The sequence below is a fragment of the Arthrobacter cheniae genome, assembly GCF_003602275.1.
Lineage (GTDB): Bacteria > Actinomycetota > Actinomycetes > Actinomycetales > Micrococcaceae > Arthrobacter_D > Arthrobacter_D cheniae.
The window spans coordinates 298,260-316,304 of the sequence record NZ_QZVT01000002.1 but is presented as its reverse complement, the minus strand read 5'-3'; the positions used below and the strand labels follow the sequence as shown (position 1 = coordinate 316,304).

Below are 18,045 nucleotides of genomic sequence, written 5' to 3'. Positions count from 1 at the left end.
CGCCTGCGTCAGGAGGCCGTGCCGGTCCGGGCGATCGCATTGTGGCCCGAGCAGATCCACTCCACGGACCCGGTGCGGATGTGCTCCGCCAGGAGCTGGACCGTTCGCGCGGCAACAGGCTTGTCGTTGATGACGACTGCATAGAAGTCGCTGACCCGGCCGTCCGCCGACACCTTGGCGGCATCACCGGTGAACAGCACCGCCTGCCACTGGAACGCATAGTGCCCCGGCGTATGGCCCGGGGTGGGGAAGTACCTGAGGCCCGGGAAGATCTCGCCCGAACCGGTCAGTTCCCGCGCGCCCTCGGGAAACGGCACGCGCGCCACCCTCTGCAGGACCTTGCGGAAGAGGGTCTTGGGGATGATTCGGCCGCGGAGGACATCGGCGTCGTCCCGGCCGATCCATACGGTGGCCCCCAGCGCTTCCTGGAGACGCTGTGCCGACTGGGCGTGGTCGGCGTCGTAGTGCGTGAGGACGATGTCGGTGATGGGGCCGGTGATCGTCTCGTTGGCGCGCAGCTCGGCGATGACGCCGTCGAACCCGGACGACATCCCAGGATCGATCACCGCGGTCCGACCGGCGCCGACGACGACGAAACCGTGCGACCCCTTCTGCTGTTCGAGGCTGTAGCAATCCTGGGCGATCAGGCGCATGACTGTCCTTCTTCTGTCGGCGGGTGCTTTTCTGGCCATTGTAGGGTCGTGTGACCGGCCGGTTCCGCCTCGGGGCGGTCGCCCATGCCGTGTAGCCCGGGCAGGCGACGGACATGCCGGGATGGCCCAGGCACATTGACATCCACTACGGGTGGGAGCACGCTTTTAGCGTCGCCCGCACGTGTTCGGCCCAGCCCTCACAGGGCGCCCCCATCGGGGTCCGCCGGATCCTCATTCCCGGAGCATCTGCTTTCTCCTCCGGATGAACGGTTAGAAGCAACCCATCGAGGAGGACAAAATGCCTGCCATAACTGTCAACGCCCTTGAATCGAAATCCTTCAACGAGCCCGATGAAAAGCGCCGTCCGCCGAAAACCGAAGTCGACGTGGTCAGCCTCGGCGACACCACGCTGGGCAGGTTCACATTCGAGCCCGGCTGGCGATGGTCCGAGACCGTCAAGACCGTGGTCCACACCGAGAGCTGCCAGAACAACCACCTAGGGGTCTGCACCGCCGGGACCCTGGCAGTGGAGATGGAGGACGGAACCCGCACCACGATCCACGCCGGCGACGCCTACTCGATACCCGCCGGCCACGACGCCTGGGTCGAGAACGACGAGACGTTCGTGGGCTACGAGATCATGAGCGCGGCAACGTACGCCAAACCGGCCTAGTCGCGGCAACGGGAGCGGGAGTACCGGCCGGAGCGCTCAGGCGGGACGGTGCTTGTCCGGCGTTCGGACGCCACCGATCAGCCGAGCAGTCCCAGGACCTTCTCGATGGTGTTGATGTTCCTCGTCGTGGAGACGGCGGCGAAGCGCGAGCGCGCCAGCAGTTTCGCGAGGGGGACGTCCGTCGACCGGCCCTTGGGGGAGAACCACGCGACGGCGGTCCGACCCGCGAGCACGGTCGGCTGCTCCTCGATGCCGTTCGCGTCGTCGAGGAAGGCAGTGAGTTCGTCCCTACCAGTGAACAGAGTCACATAGGTGTGGACGTCGGGTGGCGCCACAGACGTGCCGTCACCGCCGTCCGGACGTGTCGGCACGGATGCCGCCACGGCCGCAAGATCCGCCCGTCCGACGACGATCACCCACGCCTGGTACTGGAACCGGCGACGCAGCGCGTCCTCGACGAGGTCCTTGATGGCTGCAGCGTCCAGTTCCGAGGTGCACGTGACGTTGCCGCTCGCGAGGACGGTCGCGACGTCGGTCAGGGGCAGGGTCCCGAGCACGCTCCGGAGATCGGCCATCCGAACGGTAATACCGCCTACATTCACGCCGCGCAGGAAGATCGCATACCGCTGCTTCAGCCCGACCGTGTTCCCCTGATCCGGTGCGCCCATGTCAGTCCGCCGCCTTGGCGACCGCAAGCGTCAGCTGGCGGGCCGCGTCGGAGACGACCTCGGCGTGGATGCGCCCCGGTTGGCGGGTGAGGCGCTCCATGGGACCGGAGATCGACACGGCGGCGATCACCCTTCCGGATGGTCCACGCACGGGAGCCGAGACCGAAGCGACTCCCGCCTCACGCTCGCCGAGGCTTTGGGCCCACCCGCGACGACGGACTCCCGCCAGTACCGTCGGCGTGAAGCGTGCGTGCTGCAGGCCCTTCAGCAGGCGGTCGTGGTCCTCCCAGGCGAGCAGGCACTGCGCGGCCGAGCCGGCCCTCATGGATAGCTGCGTCCCCACCGGGATGGTGTCGCGCAGGCCCACGGGTCGCTCGGCGGAGGCTACGCACACGCGCCAGTCACCCTGGCGCCGGAAAAGTTGCGCGCTTTCGCCCGTCGCGTCCCTCAGGTTGAGCAGGACGGGTCCCGCCGCCGCGATCAGGCGGTCCTCGCCGGCCGCGGACGCCAGTTCGACGAGCCTGCTGCCGAGCACGAAGCGCCCCTGAATGTCGCGTCCCACGAGCCTGTGGTGTGCGAGGGCGAGAGCCAGCCGGTGGACGGTGGGCCGGGCGAGGCCCGTGGAGGCGACGAGCTGTGCGAGCGTCGTCGGTCCGGCCTCGAGGGCGTCGAGCACGAGCGCGGCCTTGTCGATGACTCCGACGCCGCTAGAATTGTCCATAGGATGATATTGCAGTCTCATTATCTGAGACGCAAGCCGTCCGGCTGGCACCAACTGTCGGGCACTGGTTGAGTTGACTCCACCGTTGGTCCCGACAGCCGCCGCCCCACCGGTGTGGCGCTTCGGAACAGAAAAGGACGATCGTCATGGGCAAGACACTTGCAGAGAAGGTCTGGGACGCGCACGTGGTCCGCAAGGGCGAGGTCGTCGGCGCCGAAGCGCAGCCCGACCTCCTCTACATCGACCTGCACCTCGTGCACGAGGTGACCTCGCCGCAGGCGTTTGAGGGCCTCCGCCTTGCCGGTCGGCCGCTGCGCCGCCCCGACCTGACGATCGCCACCGAGGACCACAACACTCCGACGCTGGATATCGACAAGCCGATCGCCGATCTCACCAGCCGGACGCAGATCGAGACCCTCCGAGCGAACTGCCGCGAATTCGGCGTCCGCCTGCACTCGCTCGGTGACGCCGAGCAAGGCATCGTCCACGTCGTCGGTCCGCAGCTCGGCCTGACCCAGCCGGGTCTGACGGTCGTGTGCGGCGATTCGCACACGTCGACGCACGGAGCGTTCGGGGCGCTCGCCATCGGTATCGGGACGTCGGAGGTGGAGCACGTGATGGCCACCCAGACCCTGTCGCTGAAGCCCTTCAGGACCATGGGCGTCACGGTCGAGGGCACGCTCAAGCCCGGTGTGACCTCGAAGGACATCATCCTGGCGGTGATCGCCAAGATCGGCACCGGCGGCGGCCAGGGCTACGTGCTCGAGTACCGCGGGTCGGCCATCCGGGCACTGTCGATGGAAGCGCGCATGACCATCTGCAACATGTCCATCGAGGCCGGTGCCCGCGCCGGCATGGTTGCGCCGGACGAGACCACGTTCGCGTACCTCGAGGGCCGCCCGCACGCTCCGCAGGGCGAGGACTGGGATGCCGCCGTCGCCGACTGGCGTGAATTGCGCACCGACGACGACGCCGTCTTCGACGCCGAGGTGTTCCTCGACGCGAACGAGCTCGAGCCCTTCGTCACCTGGGGCACGAATCCGGGCCAGGGGGTCTCCCTCTCCCAGGCCGTGCCGTCACCGGACGACTTCGCGGACGAGAACGACAAGGCCGCCTGCACGAGGGCCCTGGACTACATGGCCCTCGAGCCCGGCACGCCGATGAAGGACATCCGCGTCGACACCGTGTTCCTCGGCTCCTGCACCAACAGCCGCATCGAGGACCTCCGCATCGCGGCAGACATCATCAGGGGACGGGACAAGGATCCCGCGATCCGGATGATGGTCGTCCCGGGGTCAGCCCGGGTGCGCCTGCAGGCCGAAGCCGAGGGCCTGGACCGTGTGTTCAAGGACTTCGGAGCCGAGTGGAGGTTCGCTGGTTGCTCCATGTGCCTCGGCATGAATCCCGACCAGCTCGCGCCGGGGGAGCGCTGCGCCTCGACCTCGAACCGCAACTTCGAGGGACGCCAGGGCAAGGGCGGACGCACGCACCTTGTCTCACCCGTCGTCGCCGCCGCCACGGCCGTGCGCGGTACCCTCAGTTCGCCGTCGGACCTCGGTCCGCTGCCGGGCAGTACGGGCGCCTCTGCCGTAAATCCCGCGGACACTGCGTCCGCAACGCCCACCGTGCCAGCAGCCTAGGAGCCCGCCATGGAGAAGATCACCACGCACACCGGCATCGGCGTTCCGCTGCGCCAGAGCAACATCGACACCGACCAGATCATCCCCGCCGTCTATCTCAAGCGCATCACCCGCACGGGATTCGAAGATGCGCTCTTCGCGGAATGGCGTAAGGAGGAGAGCTTCATCCTCAACCGGGAGCCCTATTCCCGCGGCTCCGTCCTCGTCGCCGGCCCGGATTTCGGCACCGGCTCCTCCCGCGAGCACGCCGTCTGGGCCCTGAAGGACTATGGCTTCCGCGCGGTGCTGTCCTCGCGCTTCGCCGACATCTTCCGCGGCAACTCCGGGAAGCAGGGACTCGTCGCCGCGCAGGTGGCGCAGGATGACATCGAGCTCATCTGGAAGGTGATCGAGAACGAGCCGGGCACCACCGTGACCGTGGACCTCGTATCCCGCAGCGTACAGTGCGGCTCCGTGAGTGCACCCTTCCAGATCGACGACTACACGCGCTGGCGCCTGCTCGAAGGGCTGGACGACATCGGCCTGACGCTTCGCCAGGAAGAGCACATCACGGCGTTCGAAGCCCGTCGCCCGTCCTTCAAGCCGACGACGCTGCCCGTCCGCAGCTGAACCACGGTTCGGTGACCGGGCTTCCCGTAGGTGGATGTCGCGCAGGTCACGTGCCGTTCGAAGGGCCTGCCGGAATGCCGGCGCACCCGCGGGGGTTCCTATCATGGAAGAGGGTGCGCACGAAGTACCCTTGTATTTCTGTCTGCCCCGGGGTGCTCCTATGCTTGGAACGAGCATTTTCGACTCCGCGGGGGCTAAACGTATGAGGAAAATAGGTATTCATGGGTAGCGTTCTGACCATTCGCGGCGGCATTCCGTTGACGGGCAAGGTATCCGTCCGCGGGGCGAAGAACCTGGTTCCGAAGGCCATGGTCGCCTCACTCCTCGGCAACACGCCGTCCGTGCTCCGGAACGTCCCCGAGATCAAGGACGTCGACGTCGTCACCAGCCTGCTGCAGCTGCATGGCGTCACGGTCACCAAGGACCCGGTCACCGGCGACCTCACCATGGACCCGAGCGAGGCGAAGATGGCCCGCTCCAAGGACATCGACGCCCACGCCGGCGATTCCCGCATCCCCATCCTGTTCTGCGGGCCCCTCATGCACAGCATCGGCGAGGCCTTCATCCCCGACCTCGGCGGCTGCAAGATCGGTGACCGCCCGATCGACTACCACCTCGAGGTCCTCCGCAACTTCGGCGCCGTCGTCGACAAGCGTCCCGGCGGTATTTCCATCTCCGCACCGAAGGGCCTCCACGGCGCGAAGCTGACCCTCCCGTACCCGAGCGTCGGAGCAACGGAGCAGGTGCTTCTCACGGCCATCCGCGCCGATGGCATCACCGAGCTGTCGGGTGCCGCCGTCGAACCGGAGATCATGGACCTGATCGCCGTCCTGCAGAAGATGGGCGCGATCATCACGGTCCAGACGGACCGCGTCATCCGCATCGAGGGCGTCAAGGAACTGACAGGGTACAACCACAAGGCGATCTCGGACCGTAACGAGACGGCCTCCTGGGCATCCGCCGCACTGGTCACCAAGGGTGACATCTACGTGGAGGGTGCCCGGCAGCTCGACCTCACCGCGTTCCTGAACACCTACCGGAAGATCGGCGGAGCCTTCGACGTCGACGACGACGGCATCCGTTTCTACCACCCGGGTAAGCCCCTCTCCCCGCTCGTCCTCGAGACGGACGTCCACCCCGGCTTCATGACCGACTGGCAGCAGCCGCTCATCGTCGCCCTCACGCAGGCCTCCGGCGTGTCCATCGTCCACGAGACGGTCTACGAAAACCGTTTCGGTTTCACCGATGCCCTGATCCGCATGGGCGCCAGCATCCAGGTTCATCGGGAGTGCCTCGGCAGTGTGCCGTGCCGCTTCGGCCAGCGCAACTTCCTCCACTCCGCCGTGATCTCCGGACCCACACAACTCCGTGGTGCGGACATCCATATCCCCGACCTGCGTGGAGGCTTCAGCCACCTGATCGCAGCCCTCGCGGCCGACGGCGTCTCACACGTCACCGGGATCGAACTGATCAACCGCGGCTACGAGCGTTTCCAGGACAAGCTCGAGGGCCTGGGCGCCGACTTCGATATCACGGAGGACGCCCCGGCTGCCGCCGTGGCACTCTCCTAGGCGGTTCGGGAACGTGGGGGAGCCTCGGGGCTCACGTGCCATGTTCGCCTTCCTCGCCTCCTGGGTGAGGCCGGCCATGAACGCGATGATGTCCAAGGAATGGCAGGGGCAGGAACGCCTGCCCCGCGGCACGGGCATCATCGTCTGCCCGAACCACGTCACGGAGATCGACCCGATCGTGGTGGCTCACTTCCTCTACAACCAGGACATCATGCCGCACTTCATGGCGAAGGCATCGCTGTTCAAGGTGCCGGTGATCGGGTCCATCCTGCGCATCATCCGGCAGGTGCCGGTGGAGCGCAGTTCCGCGGGCGCGAACCGGTCCCTCGAAGCCGCCCGGGACGCGCTGGCGGACGGCGGTGGCATCATCATCTACCCGGAGGGCACCCTCACCCGGGACCCGGACATGTGGCCCATGAAGGGTCGCACCGGCGCAGCCCGCCTGGCCCTGCAGACCGGTGCGCCGGTGGTACCGATCGCGCAGTGGGGCGCTCACGAGTTCTTCCCCCGCTACGCCAAGCGGTTCTATCCGTTCCCGCGCAAGCGCTCCCGCTTGCTCGTCGGCGATCCCGTGGACCTCAGCGAGTTCCGCGGTGCACCGCTGACCCGCACCACCCTCGACGCGGCGACCGACCGCATCCTCGATGCCATCACCGAGCTCCTCGCCGAACTCCGGGGCGAGCAGGCTCCAGCCGAGCGCTGGAATCCGGCGCTGCAGCAGCAGGAGCGGTTGGGGCGCGAACCCCGCGACGTCGAATCCCGCGAGAGCAGAACGAGGGAGCAGGGTCCTGGTGAGGCCCAGCCAGGGGCCAAGCCGTGAGCGACACCGTGAGGAGTGCCCGGCCGCCCCGCAAGATCGCCGTCCTCGGTTCGGGAAGCTGGGGGACGACCTTCGCGAAGGTCCTGGCGGACGCCTCCGCGGAGACCGACGTCATGCTGTGGTCGCGGCGTCCCGAGGTCGCCGACGAGATCACCGCCGAACACCGGAACGCGCGCTACCTCGGAGACACCCGGCTCCCGCTGAACATCACCGCGTCGGCCGACGTCGACGCCGTCCTCACCGGTAGCGAACTCGTGGTCCTCGCCGTGCCCGCGCAGACGCTCCGCGCCCAGCTGCCGGCCTGGCGCCCGCTCATACCGGCCGATGCCGTCCTCGTCTCCCTCATGAAGGGGCTCGAGGTGGGCACGGACGCCCGCATGAGCGAGGTCATCGCCGAGGAGCTCGGCCTCCCCGCCGGGCGCATCGCCGTCCTGTCCGGCCCGAACCTCGCGATGGAGATTGCGCGGGAGGAACCGACGGCGTCCGTCGTCGCCTGTCCCGATCACCACACCGCCACCTGGATCGCCGCGGCGTGCACGGCGTCCTACTTCCGCCCGTACACCTCCACCGATGTGATCGGCGTGGAAATCGGCGGGATCGTGAAGAACGTGATCGCCCTGGCCGTCGGTATCTGCGAGGGCCGCCGCATGGGCGACAACACCAAGGCCTCCGTCATCACCCGGGGCCTCGCCGAGACGACGCGCCTCGCCGTCGCGCTCGGGGGCAGGCCGGAGACCATGTCCGGGCTTGCGGGCATGGGGGACCTCATCGCCACCTGCTCCTCCGCCCTGTCGAGGAACCACACCGCCGGTCACCTCCTGGGTCAGGGGCTCACGCTGGACCAGGTGACGGTGCGCATGAACCAGACGGCCGAGGGTATCAAGTCCGCGCAGGCCGTCCTGGAGTCCGCGACGAAACTCGGCGTGGACATGCCCATCACCGAGAGCGTGGTGGCCGTCCTCCAGGGACGCCTGTCCGTGAACGACCTCGGGCCGCGCCTGCTGGCCCGCAACCTCAAGCCGGAAGGCGATCACGCATCGTGACCACCGTGACCACCGTGACCACCGTGACCACCGAGACTGCCACTCCTGCCCGCAAGGCCCGAGTCCTCGTCCTCTTCGGCGGACGCTCCAGCGAGCACGCCGTCAGCTGCGTGACCGCGGCCGGCGTCCTCGAGGCGATCGACCGCTCCCGCTACGACGTCGTTCCCGTGGGGATCGCGAGATCCGGCCAGTGGTCATTGGTCTCGGCCGACCCGTCCGCCTGGTCCCTCCGGTCCGACGTACTGCCCGAGGTCACGGCGAACGAGCAGGCCGTGGTGATGGGCACCGCCGTCGACGGCAGGGCAGGGCAGGAACTGCTCGTCGCCGCACCCGGCTCAGTCCCCGAGAGCCTCGGCAGGGTGGACGTCGTCCTGCCGCTGCTGCACGGTCCGTTCGGTGAGGACGGGACGCTGCAGGGCATGCTGGAGATGGCGGACATGCGTTACGTCGGCGCCGGTGTGCTGGCGTCCGCCGTCGGGATGGACAAGCACTTCATGAAGGTGGTCTTCGCGTCGGTGGGTCTCGAGGTGGGCCCCTACGTGGTGGTGACGGATCGCCAGTGGCGCACCGATTCCGAGGCAAGCATCGAGCGGGCGACGGCGCTCGGGTTCCCCCTGTTCGTCAAGCCGGCCAGGGCCGGCTCCTCGATGGGCATCACCCGGGTGGAGGACGCCGCCGGGATCCGGGCCGCGGTCGAGGCCGCGCGCGCCTTCGACCCCAAGGTGGTCATCGAGGCCGGCATCGTGGGCCGCGAGATCGAGGTCGCCGTGCTGCAGGGCCGGGGCCTCGACGCCCCGCGCACGTCCCTTCCCGGTGAGATCGCCATCCAGCCCGGGGACCACGCCTGGTACGACTTCGAGGCCAAGTACGTCGACGGGGCTGCCGCCGAGCTGTCCTGTCCGGCCGACCTCCCCGCGGAGGTCATCGAACGCGTGCGTCATTCCGCAGCCGAGGCATTCGAGGCGATCGGCGGCGAGGGTCTGTCCCGCGTCGACTTCTTCTACACCCCGGAGGGCCGCTTGGTGATCAACGAGATCAACACGATGCCGGGCTTCACCCCGATCAGCATGTACCCGCAGATGTGGGCCAAGTCCGGTCTCGGCTATACAGAGCTCATCGATGAACTGATCGGGCTCGCCCTCGACCGCGGTACCGGCCTGCGCTGAGCCGCCCGGCCTACCGGGGGCATGAGAGTTCGCGTCCCTATCTCCCGCCCGCGCCCTGGCGTGACCCGGATCGGTTCTTCGGGTCGGTCCTCGGGTCGCGGTGTCCGGGGTGTCCTTGCTGGTCGAAGGGCTCCGGGATGACCGCGACGATTCCACGGGAGGGAGCGCAGGTGCTGACCGATGACCCGCACCGAGTAGGCCTCGTCGCCGCGGACCCGGTCCGCGTGCAAGGGCGCGCGTCCCGGGCCCGGCCGGGCGACTCGAGAGTGATTCATCAGGATCGGGAACATCGGCGCGTCTCCGGCGTGGTCTGGTCCGATGAGGACCACCAGGGGAAATCCCGCCCATCAGGGACGTCGTGAATCTTCGTGCTCGGCCCGCCTCCAAGACCGGCCCATGCCATGATCCGCGGTCCCATCATCGGGCCTGCGTCAAAAAACATCACGCGCTCTCGGATATCCTCCCGTACGCCATCATCACCATCAGGAGACGCGTCCTCGTGTTTCACCTTTTCAATCCCGCCGTCGCTAACTGAAGCTCCAGGGAGGGCTGTCCGCCCGTCCTGAAGGGGCTGCCCCGTGAAGCGACACCCGCGATAAGTCAGTCGCAATGAGTCAGTCGCAATAAAGTCGAGTCGATCGAGGATTACAGGAGCTTGAGAACTCGAACGCCCAATTCCCCGTTGGGTGAGGCTGCCGCAGCGCTATCGATAACGCCCCTATTCGCGAGATGCATCGATCTCTCCCGGCCGCGAAATCGGACTCAAGCTAGTTGGCCGGTGCGCAGCCGTATATCCATCCACGGCGCCGAATCTCTTTGAAGCTCACATGCCCCGATGACCTAACCCGCAAGGGTTGGTCCTGCGAAGGCCCAACCCCCACCGGGTCGAGAATGCCCATCAAGACACTCAGAGAAAATTCTCGTATCATGCACTAAGTGGACCTGCGTTATTAGTAACTATGATGACCGCCTTTGTCACATCTGATCCTCATCTTATCGCTCTTATCCCAGCCATCCTTCTCGCTGTGGCTATACGCCTGGTAAGAGTTGTCGCACTTGCCCTTCTGGATTAGGTAGTTGAAGTCACCGCGCTGCGTCCACACGTAGCGCTCGTCGATTATCCTTTGTTTGCCATTGTGATTTATTTGGACGACTTGCACGTAAACCCAATTGGAATCGTAATCGTCGCCGACGACCTTCAGTTTGCCGTCGCGGTTCACCTTGAGGGTTAGATCTTCATCGTCGCCGTGGTAGTTCCCATCCATTGCTACTTGGACGGGGGACGCAATGGCTGGTGCCGACAGGCTCATGCCTGCCAGCAAACCGAACAGTGTTCCTGCAACGAGGATGAACAGGCGCCAACTAAGAGATTTTTTCATGATGGCTTTCTTCCACACATGCCGGGCCAACAATAGGAATTGGTGCGTGCCGCGGTCAGCACGCCGCGGGCGGATGTCCGGCGAGGCCGCTCGTTCATGCCAGAGCAGATGCGCGAACCAGGAATAATTCGGACAGCCTTGCCTGCCTGCGTTCGTTTCCGTTGCCTCTAGTTGCGATCTTCACATTCGGACCGTGCTTCCCCAGCAGGGCCGCCCCTACACCTTTTCAGGGTGCACTTTCATTGTAGATGACCGCTAGCGATCAGAAAAGGGCTGTGATACTTTATTCAATGTGTCGGTCCATCAGTTTTCGCCGCACCTGAACACCGCCCGCCTGCCGTCAGGAATGGCACCTTGGAGATCCGCCGATGCGCCTAGGTCTTATTCGGCATCAAGCCACGAATAACGGGTCGAGCAAGTAATTATGGTGAAATGGCGTCGATTCTTCAAGTAGTCGACACCCGAATTCGGGTAGTTAACTGCAAAAATGGGGTATTTTATAGAAGAACCTCTGGTCAGTACCGCCAGATGCACCGACCGGCGCAGTTGGCGACGGCGGGGATTGAAAAGGTGAAACACGAGGACGCGTCTCCTGATGGTGATGATGGCGTACGGGAGGATATCCGAGAGCGCGTGATGTTTTTTGACGCAGGCCCGATGATGGGACCGCGGATCATGGCATGGGCCGGTCTTGGAGGCGGGCCGAGCACGAAGATTCACGACGTCCCTGATGGGCGGGATTCCCCTGGTGGTCCTCATCGGACCAGACCACGCCGGAGACGCGCCGATGTTCCCGATCCTGATGAATCACTCTCGAGTCGCCCGGCCGGGCCCGGGACGCGCGCCCTTGCACGCGGACCGGGTCCGCGGCGACGAGGCCTACTCGGTGCGGGTCATCGGTCAGCGCCTGCGCTCCCTCCCGTGGAATCGTCGCGGTCATCCCGGAGCCCTTCGACCAGCAAGGACACCCCGGACGCCGCGACCCGAGGACCGACCCGTCAGCTACGACGTCGAGGACTCCAAGGAATGCAACAGACGCCCCTTCACAATCAGCCAGCAATGCCGGGAGTTCGTCCCGCTACGACAAGCTCGCTTCATCTACGGCGGGTTGTCTTCAGCGCCGTCACACTCTGGCTCCGGGCATCAGGAGACACACTCTAAGCCAGGACGACGACGCCGAGAAGTGAGACCCCCGCGAGCAGCAGCGTGGAGGCAGCACCGACGGCCGCGAAGCGCCCGCCCGTCCTGAGGAGCTGCCGGATGTCGATCCCTGCGCCGAGCCCGAACATCCCTGCGGCCAGCAGGATGGTCGTCAGGGTCCGGCCGGTGTCGAGGAGAGGCTGCGGCAGGACGTCGAGGGACCGCAGGACCACCATCGCGAGGAACCCGACGACGAAAAGCGGAATCAGGGGCGTGGTCCGACGTGCGGCACGGAGATCGGCGCGAGCTCCTCTGCCGGACATCCCGGAGCTGTTCGGCGTTCCCTCCGGGAAACTCGGCGCAGCAGCAGCAGCAGTAGCCCGCCGTCGTTCGCCGATGCTTGCCACAGCTGCCACGGGCGCCAGCATGAGGACGCGGCCGAGCTTGACCACCGTCGCGGACGCGAGTGCCACGGTGCCGGCGGTGCTGGCCACCGCGACCACCTGCGCCACTTCGTGGACGGCGAGGCCGGACCAGATGCCGAAGCGGCTCCCGTCGAGTCCGATCACCGCGTTCAGCAGGGGCAGGGCGACGATCATGAGCGAGCCGTAGAGCGTGACCATCGCGACCGCGGAGGCCACCTCGTCGTCGTCGGCGTCGACGATGCCCTGCACCCCCGCGACGGCCGACGCGCCGCAGATCGAGAAGCCCGCGGCCATCAGGAGGGACCCTGTCCGGGTCAGGCCGAAGCGTTGTCCAAGCCATAGCGTGCTGTAGAAGCTCACGGCGACGCACGCGACGATCAGGAGGACGACCTGCGGCCCCAGGGCGAAGATGTCCGGCAGGGCGAGCTGGAGTCCGAGAAGGACCACACCGGCGCGCAGCAGGCGCTTGGTCCCGCCGCCGACACCCGTTCGGAGCCCCTCGGAATACAGGCTGGAGTTGCCGAGCAGGATTCCGAGGAGGAGCGCGACGACGAGGGCCCCGAGGAGAGTCTGGAGCGAAGCCAGCGCCAAGGACGCGGTGACGCCGGCCGCCATCACGAGAAGACCCGGGAGCCACGCCGTCAGCCATGGCTCCCGGGTCTTCGGGGTCCTCCCGGTGTTCCTCATATCGGGGCGTCGATCCTTCCGGCCGCCCAGGAGGGCATCGATACTGTCGGGATCGATTCTGCCAGAGGGCGCCGTGACGAGCCGACGGACCGGACGCGGGGCCGGACTAGAGAATGCCCTCGGTCAGTGCGTTCGGCGTGCCGAAGCGGTGCGCCGTGATGCTGATCGCCTGTTCCTGCAGGAAAGGCAGGATTTCGACCCGTCCCGATTCGGTGACCGGCTGCGCATAGACAGCGAGATCCGGGCGTCCTCCCGTGGCAACGGCGAGGGCTGACGCGCTTCCGCCGATGAGTCGCACACGGCGCACGGGAAGCTGTCCCACACGGGCCAGCCAGGCGTCATCGTCCTCCACGGCAACGCTGTCGGCCTGGTCATCGACGACGGAGCGGAGCTCGTCGGGGAGCTCCACGGCAGAGGAGACGGAGACCGGCGCACCGGCCGCCCCAGCGGCGAGGAGGACCCGGACGAGGTCGGCGAGGAGCGCGCCCTGCGAGAGGCGCACCGTCACGGGATGCGCGAGGTAGCGGAAGATATTGCGCTCCGCGGCCAAGGCCGAGACGTCCTGCACGCGGCCGAACTCGCTGGTCCAGGCCGCGGCATCCGATGCGGCGGCGCGCTCCAGACGAGCGACCTCGGTCTGGGGCAGGCCTGCCGAATGGGCCGCCGTGAGCAGGGGTGCGACGACGGGCAGGGGAGCTCCCCGGGTGAGGGACTCCTTCGACGACCAGGAGCCGAGCCCCACCAGGTAGTTCGGGCCGCCGGCCTTGGTGCCGGCACCGACGGCCGACTTCTTCCAGCCGCCGAAGGGCTGCCGCTGCACGATCGCCCCGGTGATACCGCGGTTGATGTACAGGTTTCCTGCCTGCACGCCGTCGACCCAGGTCGCGATCTCACGGCTGTCCAGCGAATGCAGGCCGGAGGTCAGTCCGTAGTCGATGTCGTTCTGCAGCGCGATGGCGTCATCGAGGGTCGCGGCGGTCATGATGCCGAGGATCGGGCCGAAGTACTCCGCCAGGTGGTACGTCGAACCGCGCCGCACGCCGTCGCGCACCCCCGGACTCCACAGGCGGCCCGAGTCATCGAGCTTGCGAGGTTCGACGAGCCAGGACTCCCCGTCGCCCAGCGTCGTCAGGCCGTCGAGGAGCTTCCCCGCTGCCGGCTCGATGACGGGACCCATCTGCGCCGTCGGATCCTCCGGGTAGCCGACCGTCAGCGAGGTGACGGCGTCGAGCAACTGGTTGCGGAAGCGCCGTGACGTGCCCGCGCTGCCCACGAGGATCACGAGGGAGGCCGCCGAGCACTTCTGGCCCGCATGGCCGAAGGCCGACTGCGCCACGTCCTTCGCCGCAAGGTCGAGGTCCGCGCTCGGCGTGACGATGATGGCGTTCTTGCCGGAGGTCTCCGCCAGCAGCGGCAGGTCCGTCCGGAAGGAGCGGAACAGTTCGGCGGTCTCGTAGCCGCCGGTCAGGATTACGCGGTCGACCCGCGGGTCGGCGATGAGCTGCCGGCCGAGGTCGCCCTCCTCGACCTGCACGAGCCGCAGGACCTCACGCGGTACGCCTGCCGCCCACAGGGCCTCGACCATGACGGAACCCGATCGGCGTGCCTGGGAGGCCGGCTTGATGATGACCGCTGAGCCCGCCGCCAGGGCGGCGAGCGTAGACCCGGCCGGGATCGCGACCGGGAAGTTCCACGGCGGCGTCACGACCGTGAGGCGCACGGGGGAGAAGGAGGCACCGTCGACGTCGTCGAGCTCGCGTGCGCGCTCCGCGTAGTAGTGGGCGAAGTCGACGGCCTCGGAGATCTCCGGGTCGGCCTGGTCCAGCGTCTTGCCGGTCTCCGCGGCCATGACCTCCATGAGGTCCGCGCGGTGTGCCTCGAGCGAGTCCCCCGCCTTGTGCAGGACCGCTGCGCGCTCGGCACCGCTCAGCGAACCCCAGGAGCCCGACGCGGAAACCGCGCCGGCAATGGTGTCCTCGAGCTCCTCGGCACGCGTGAGGGTCGTGGCGGCGACGACGTCGTTCCCCAGGCGGGACGTGGGGACGCGATCGAGGATCGCCCGGCCCCACGCCCGGTTGGCGGGCAGAGAAGGGTCCGTGTCAGGCGTGTTCGCGAAACCGCTGCCGGGGTGGGCCGCCGAGGGGACGGTCCGGTCCTGCCGGCGGTTGGGCGCCGGGATGATGGTGTCGAGCTCCTGCAGCGAGGCGAGGAAACGGTTCTTCTCCCGCTCGAAGAGCGCCTCGTTCTCGGACAGCTCGAACACCGCGGACATGAAGTTGTCCTGGCTCGCACCCTCCTCGAGGCGCCGGATCAGGTAGGCGATGGCGACGTCGAATTCGCTCGGGTGGACGACGGGCGTATAGAGGAGCAGCGAGCCGACATCGCGTTTGACGGCTTCGGCCTGACCCTGGGCCATGCCGAGGAGCATCTCGAACTCGATACCGTGGCGGACGCCGCGCTCGCCGGCGAGGAGCCACGCGAAGGCGAGATCGAAGAGATTGTGGCCCGCGACGCCGATGCGGACGTTGTCGATGCGGTCCGGCTGCAGCGCATAGTTCAGCACGCGCTTGTAGTGGGTGTCCGACTGCTGCTTCGATCCCCAGGTGGCCAGCGGCCAGTCGTGGAGGGACGCCTCGACGTGCTCCATCGGGAGGTTGGCACCCTTGACGACCCGGACCTTGATCCCGGCTCCGCCACGGGCGCGTCGGGCGGCCGCCCACTCCTGCAGCCGGATCATCGCGGCGAGCGAGTCCGGCAGGTACGCCTGCAGCACGATGCCCGCCTCGAGGGTCTCGAATTCGGGACGGCCGAGGATCGCCGTGAAGACCGCGATCGTCAGATCGAGGTCCTTGTACTCCTCCATGTCGAGGTTGATGAACTTGGGCTTCTCCGATCGGGCCGCGAGCGCATAGAGCGGAGTGAGCTTCTCGGCGACGTGCTCCACGGCCTCCTCGAAGGCCCAGGCGGGATGGGGGGCGACGGTGGAGGACACCTTGATGGAGACATAATCGACGTCCGGGCGCTCGAGGAGGCGGACGGTGCCCTCCAGCCGGCGTTCGGCCTCACGGTCTCCCAGCACGGCTTCGCCGAGAAGATTGACGTTGAGGCCTATTCCCTCGCGCCTGATCCTGCTGATCGACCGGCCGAGCTTGGCGTCGGAAGCATCGATGATGAGGTGGCCCACCATGCCCCGGAGCACGCGCCGCGCGATGGGGATGACGACCTGCGGAAGGACGGGCGCGACGGCGGCCCCGATCTTCACCGCGGAGCGCATGTACCAAGGCAGGAATCCGGGCACCATCGGTGCGATGGCTCCGAGATTGCGTGCTGCGACGGCGAGGTCCTCCGGACGGATGACGCCGTCGACGAAGCCCACCGTGAACGCGAGCCCGTTCGGATCCTTCAGGACGCCGGCGAGCTGCTGTGCCGAAGTGTCGACCGGGACGTTCGACGCTTCGGTGAGCCACCGGCGCACGAGCGCGATCGACGCCTCCGGCAGCGTTGCGGGTATGTCCGTGCTGCCGCCCGACCCGGCGGAGAAGTGGGTGGCGCCTCCGGTGGAGAAATGGGTGGTGTCTCGGGCGGAAGAGTGCGCCGACGCGTGATCGGACCCCTGGCCCGGCACGGCGGACGTGTCCAGGGGTGTCGCGGTGGCGGAAAGGCCCTCACGGGGCGGGATCTGGGTTGTCATGGCAACGGCTCTCGGTCGGACGGCTCACGCCGGCACAGGATGAAGCAGCAACTTCACTTCCCAGTATCGGCAGGCTCTAGGATTAGCAAAAGCGACGATTCCCGAAGGTTATCCATCGGTAGGACTGTAGTAACGACTCCCTGGAGGTCCCATGCTCGACCTGCGTCGGCTGCGCCTGCTCCGCGAGCTCAAGCTCCGGGGGACGCTTGCGGAGGTGGCAGCGGCCTTGAGCTACAGCCCGTCCTCCGTGTCGCAGCAGCTGGCTCTCCTGGAGAAGGAGGTCGGCGTCGAGCTCCTGCGGAAGACCGGTCGGCGGGTCGTGCTCACGCCGCAGGCCGAGGTGCTCGTAGCCCACACCGCGGAACTGCTGGAGACTCTCGAGCGGGCCGAGGCCGATCTGGCGGCGTCGCTGACCACGGTGTCTGGGACCGTGCGGGTCGCGGTCTTCCAGTCCGCGGCGCTGGCGCTCATGCCGGACGCCCTTACCGCCATGACGCGTGACTACCCGGACGTCCGCATCGAGATGGTGCAGCGCGAGCCGGAGAAAGCGTTGTACGAGACGTTCGCCCGTGACTTCGACCTCGTGATCGCCGAGCAGTACCCGGGCCACGCCGCCCCCCGCCACCCCGAGCTGGACCACCTGCCGCTGACGGAGGATTCCATTCGATTCGCCGTCCCCGGGGCGGGAATGGGGCATGAGGGTATTTCCACGATCGCGGAGGCGGCGGAGGCGGCGTGGGTCATGGAGCCCAGGGGAGCGGCGTCCCGTCACTGGGCGGAGCAGGCGTGCCGGCGAGCGGGCTTCGAGCCGGACGTCCGCTACGAGACCGCCGACCTGCAGGCGCAGATCCGCCTGATCGAGTCGGGTAACGCCGTCGCCCTCATGCCGGACCTCGTGTGGACGGGACGGAGCGTGCCCGTCCAGCTCCTCGAGCTCGACGACAGCCCGCGCCGCTCGATCTTCACGTCCGCACGCCGCGCAGGTGCACGCCGGCCGGCCGTGCTGGCCTTCCGCGAGGTCCTCGGACGCGCCGCGGCCGGAGTGCGCCGTCCCCTGCCCCGGCACCCGCCGTCCCTGATCCAGCAATAAACGGCTGCTGCTGTCCGTTGACAGTACGACGCACGTTTTCGCCGTCGTCCGCACCGCTCCTAAGGTTGT

The 18,045-nt window shown here is 67.4% G+C and carries 15 protein-coding genes; 9 read left to right on the top strand and 6 right to left on the bottom strand.

What is annotated here, in order from left to right; all coding sequences use genetic code 11:
• Nucleotides 1-8: 8 nt before the first annotated feature.
• Complete coding sequence (locus D6T63_RS04760) at nucleotides 9-653, bottom strand: MBL fold metallo-hydrolase (protein ID WP_182976872.1); 645 nt, start codon at nucleotides 651-653, stop codon at nucleotides 9-11.
• A 298-nt stretch (nucleotides 654-951) separates the two neighbouring features.
• Between D6T63_RS04760 and D6T63_RS04755 the strand changes: the two genes are divergently transcribed.
• Nucleotides 952-1,326 carry a cupin domain-containing protein gene (locus tag D6T63_RS04755; protein WP_120147870.1) on the top strand — a complete coding sequence of 125 codons (375 nt, stop codon included), beginning with the start codon at nucleotides 952-954 and terminating at the stop codon, nucleotides 1,324-1,326.
• 77 nt (nucleotides 1,327-1,403) lie between these two features.
• On the opposite strand, the gene D6T63_RS04750 is transcribed toward D6T63_RS04755, so the two are convergent.
• Together D6T63_RS04750 and D6T63_RS04745 are read right to left on the bottom strand one after the other, a co-directional pair.
• Entirely contained in the window at nucleotides 1,404-1,994 is a 591-nt protein-coding gene (locus tag D6T63_RS04750; RefSeq protein ID WP_120147869.1) for a DUF1697 domain-containing protein, read from the bottom strand.
• A 1-nt stretch (nucleotide 1,995) separates the two neighbouring features.
• The gene (locus tag D6T63_RS04745; RefSeq protein ID WP_120147868.1) at nucleotides 1,996-2,715 is read right to left on the bottom strand and encodes an IclR family transcriptional regulator; all 720 of its coding nucleotides are present in this window, start codon (nucleotides 2,713-2,715) and stop codon (nucleotides 1,996-1,998) included.
• A 146-nt stretch (nucleotides 2,716-2,861) separates the two neighbouring features.
• Between D6T63_RS04745 and leuC the strand changes: the two genes are divergently transcribed.
• From leuC to D6T63_RS20190, 7 genes are all read left to right on the top strand, one after another.
• Nucleotides 2,862-4,355: a 3-isopropylmalate dehydratase large subunit gene (gene leuC, locus D6T63_RS04740; protein WP_120147867.1), complete on the top strand. Its 1,494-nt coding sequence runs from the start codon at nucleotides 2,862-2,864 to the stop codon at nucleotides 4,353-4,355.
• Between the two features lie 9 nt (nucleotides 4,356-4,364).
• Complete coding sequence (gene leuD / locus D6T63_RS04735; RefSeq protein WP_120147866.1) at nucleotides 4,365-4,964, top strand: 3-isopropylmalate dehydratase small subunit; 600 nt, start codon at nucleotides 4,365-4,367, stop codon at nucleotides 4,962-4,964.
• A 221-nt stretch (nucleotides 4,965-5,185) separates the two neighbouring features.
• Nucleotides 5,186-6,535: a UDP-N-acetylglucosamine 1-carboxyvinyltransferase gene (gene murA, locus D6T63_RS04730; RefSeq protein ID WP_120147865.1), complete on the top strand. Its 1,350-nt coding sequence runs from the start codon at nucleotides 5,186-5,188 to the stop codon at nucleotides 6,533-6,535.
• A gap of 13 nt (nucleotides 6,536-6,548) precedes the next feature.
• Entirely contained in the window at nucleotides 6,549-7,355 is an 807-nt protein-coding gene (locus D6T63_RS04725) for a lysophospholipid acyltransferase family protein (RefSeq protein ID WP_407923705.1), read from the top strand.
• Nucleotides 7,352-8,398 carry an NAD(P)H-dependent glycerol-3-phosphate dehydrogenase gene (locus D6T63_RS04720; RefSeq protein ID WP_120147863.1) on the top strand — a complete coding sequence of 349 codons (1,047 nt, stop codon included), beginning with the start codon at nucleotides 7,352-7,354 and terminating at the stop codon, nucleotides 8,396-8,398. The genes D6T63_RS04725 and D6T63_RS04720 overlap by 4 nt, the downstream gene beginning before the upstream one ends.
• Nucleotides 8,399-8,421: 23 nt before the next feature.
• Complete coding sequence (locus tag D6T63_RS04715) at nucleotides 8,422-9,564, top strand: D-alanine--D-alanine ligase family protein (RefSeq protein ID WP_120148053.1); 1,143 nt, start codon at nucleotides 8,422-8,424, stop codon at nucleotides 9,562-9,564.
• Between the two features lie 137 nt (nucleotides 9,565-9,701).
• Entirely contained in the window at nucleotides 9,702-9,926 is a 225-nt protein-coding gene (locus tag D6T63_RS20190; RefSeq protein ID WP_147394302.1) for a hypothetical protein, read from the top strand.
• 588 nt (nucleotides 9,927-10,514) lie between these two features.
• On the opposite strand, the gene D6T63_RS04710 is transcribed toward D6T63_RS20190, so the two are convergent.
• The 3 genes from D6T63_RS04710 to D6T63_RS04700 all read right to left on the bottom strand — a co-directional run bounded on the left by D6T63_RS04710 (nucleotide 10,515) and on the right by D6T63_RS04700 (nucleotide 16,886).
• The gene (locus D6T63_RS04710; protein ID WP_147394301.1) at nucleotides 10,515-10,943 is read right to left on the bottom strand and encodes a hypothetical protein; all 429 of its coding nucleotides are present in this window, start codon (nucleotides 10,941-10,943) and stop codon (nucleotides 10,515-10,517) included.
• Between the two features lie 1,157 nt (nucleotides 10,944-12,100).
• Nucleotides 12,101-13,195, bottom strand: a complete 1,095-nt coding sequence (locus tag D6T63_RS04705; protein ID WP_120147861.1) for a YeiH family protein — start codon at nucleotides 13,193-13,195, stop codon at nucleotides 12,101-12,103.
• A gap of 106 nt (nucleotides 13,196-13,301) precedes the next feature.
• A complete protein-coding gene (locus D6T63_RS04700) occupies nucleotides 13,302-16,886 on the bottom strand; it encodes a bifunctional proline dehydrogenase/L-glutamate gamma-semialdehyde dehydrogenase (protein WP_120147860.1) in 3,585 nt (1,194 codons plus the stop codon).
• A 151-nt stretch (nucleotides 16,887-17,037) separates the two neighbouring features.
• Between D6T63_RS04700 and D6T63_RS04695 the strand changes: the two genes are divergently transcribed.
• Nucleotides 17,038-17,976 carry a LysR substrate-binding domain-containing protein gene (locus D6T63_RS04695; RefSeq protein WP_120147859.1) on the top strand — a complete coding sequence of 313 codons (939 nt, stop codon included), beginning with the start codon at nucleotides 17,038-17,040 and terminating at the stop codon, nucleotides 17,974-17,976.
• Nucleotides 17,977-18,045: the final 69 nt, after the last annotated feature.

Excerpts from the sequence above, each read along its gene's own strand:
- D6T63_RS04760 (WP_182976872.1), bottom strand. The coding sequence starts at position 653 with ATGCGCCTGATCGCCCAGGATTGCTACAGCCTCGAACAGCAGAAGGGG.
- D6T63_RS20190 (WP_147394302.1), top strand. The coding sequence starts at position 9,702 with ATGACCGCGACGATTCCACGGGAGGGAGCGCAGGTGCTGACCGATGAC.
- D6T63_RS04755 (WP_120147870.1), top strand. The coding sequence starts at position 952 with ATGCCTGCCATAACTGTCAACGCCCTTGAATCGAAATCCTTCAACGAG.
- D6T63_RS04710 (WP_147394301.1), bottom strand. The coding sequence starts at position 10,943 with ATGAAAAAATCTCTTAGTTGGCGCCTGTTCATCCTCGTTGCAGGAACA.
- D6T63_RS04695 (WP_120147859.1), top strand. The coding sequence starts at position 17,038 with ATGCTCGACCTGCGTCGGCTGCGCCTGCTCCGCGAGCTCAAGCTCCGG.
- D6T63_RS04750 (WP_120147869.1), bottom strand. The coding sequence starts at position 1,994 with ATGGGCGCACCGGATCAGGGGAACACGGTCGGGCTGAAGCAGCGGTAT.
- D6T63_RS04700 (WP_120147860.1), bottom strand. The coding sequence starts at position 16,886 with ATGACAACCCAGATCCCGCCCCGTGAGGGCCTTTCCGCCACCGCGACA.
- leuD (WP_120147866.1), top strand. The coding sequence starts at position 4,365 with ATGGAGAAGATCACCACGCACACCGGCATCGGCGTTCCGCTGCGCCAG.
- D6T63_RS04705 (WP_120147861.1), bottom strand. The coding sequence starts at position 13,195 with ATGAGGAACACCGGGAGGACCCCGAAGACCCGGGAGCCATGGCTGACG.
- D6T63_RS04745 (WP_120147868.1), bottom strand. The coding sequence starts at position 2,715 with ATGGACAATTCTAGCGGCGTCGGAGTCATCGACAAGGCCGCGCTCGTG.
- leuC (WP_120147867.1), top strand. The coding sequence starts at position 2,862 with ATGGGCAAGACACTTGCAGAGAAGGTCTGGGACGCGCACGTGGTCCGC.
- murA (WP_120147865.1), top strand. The coding sequence starts at position 5,186 with ATGGGTAGCGTTCTGACCATTCGCGGCGGCATTCCGTTGACGGGCAAG.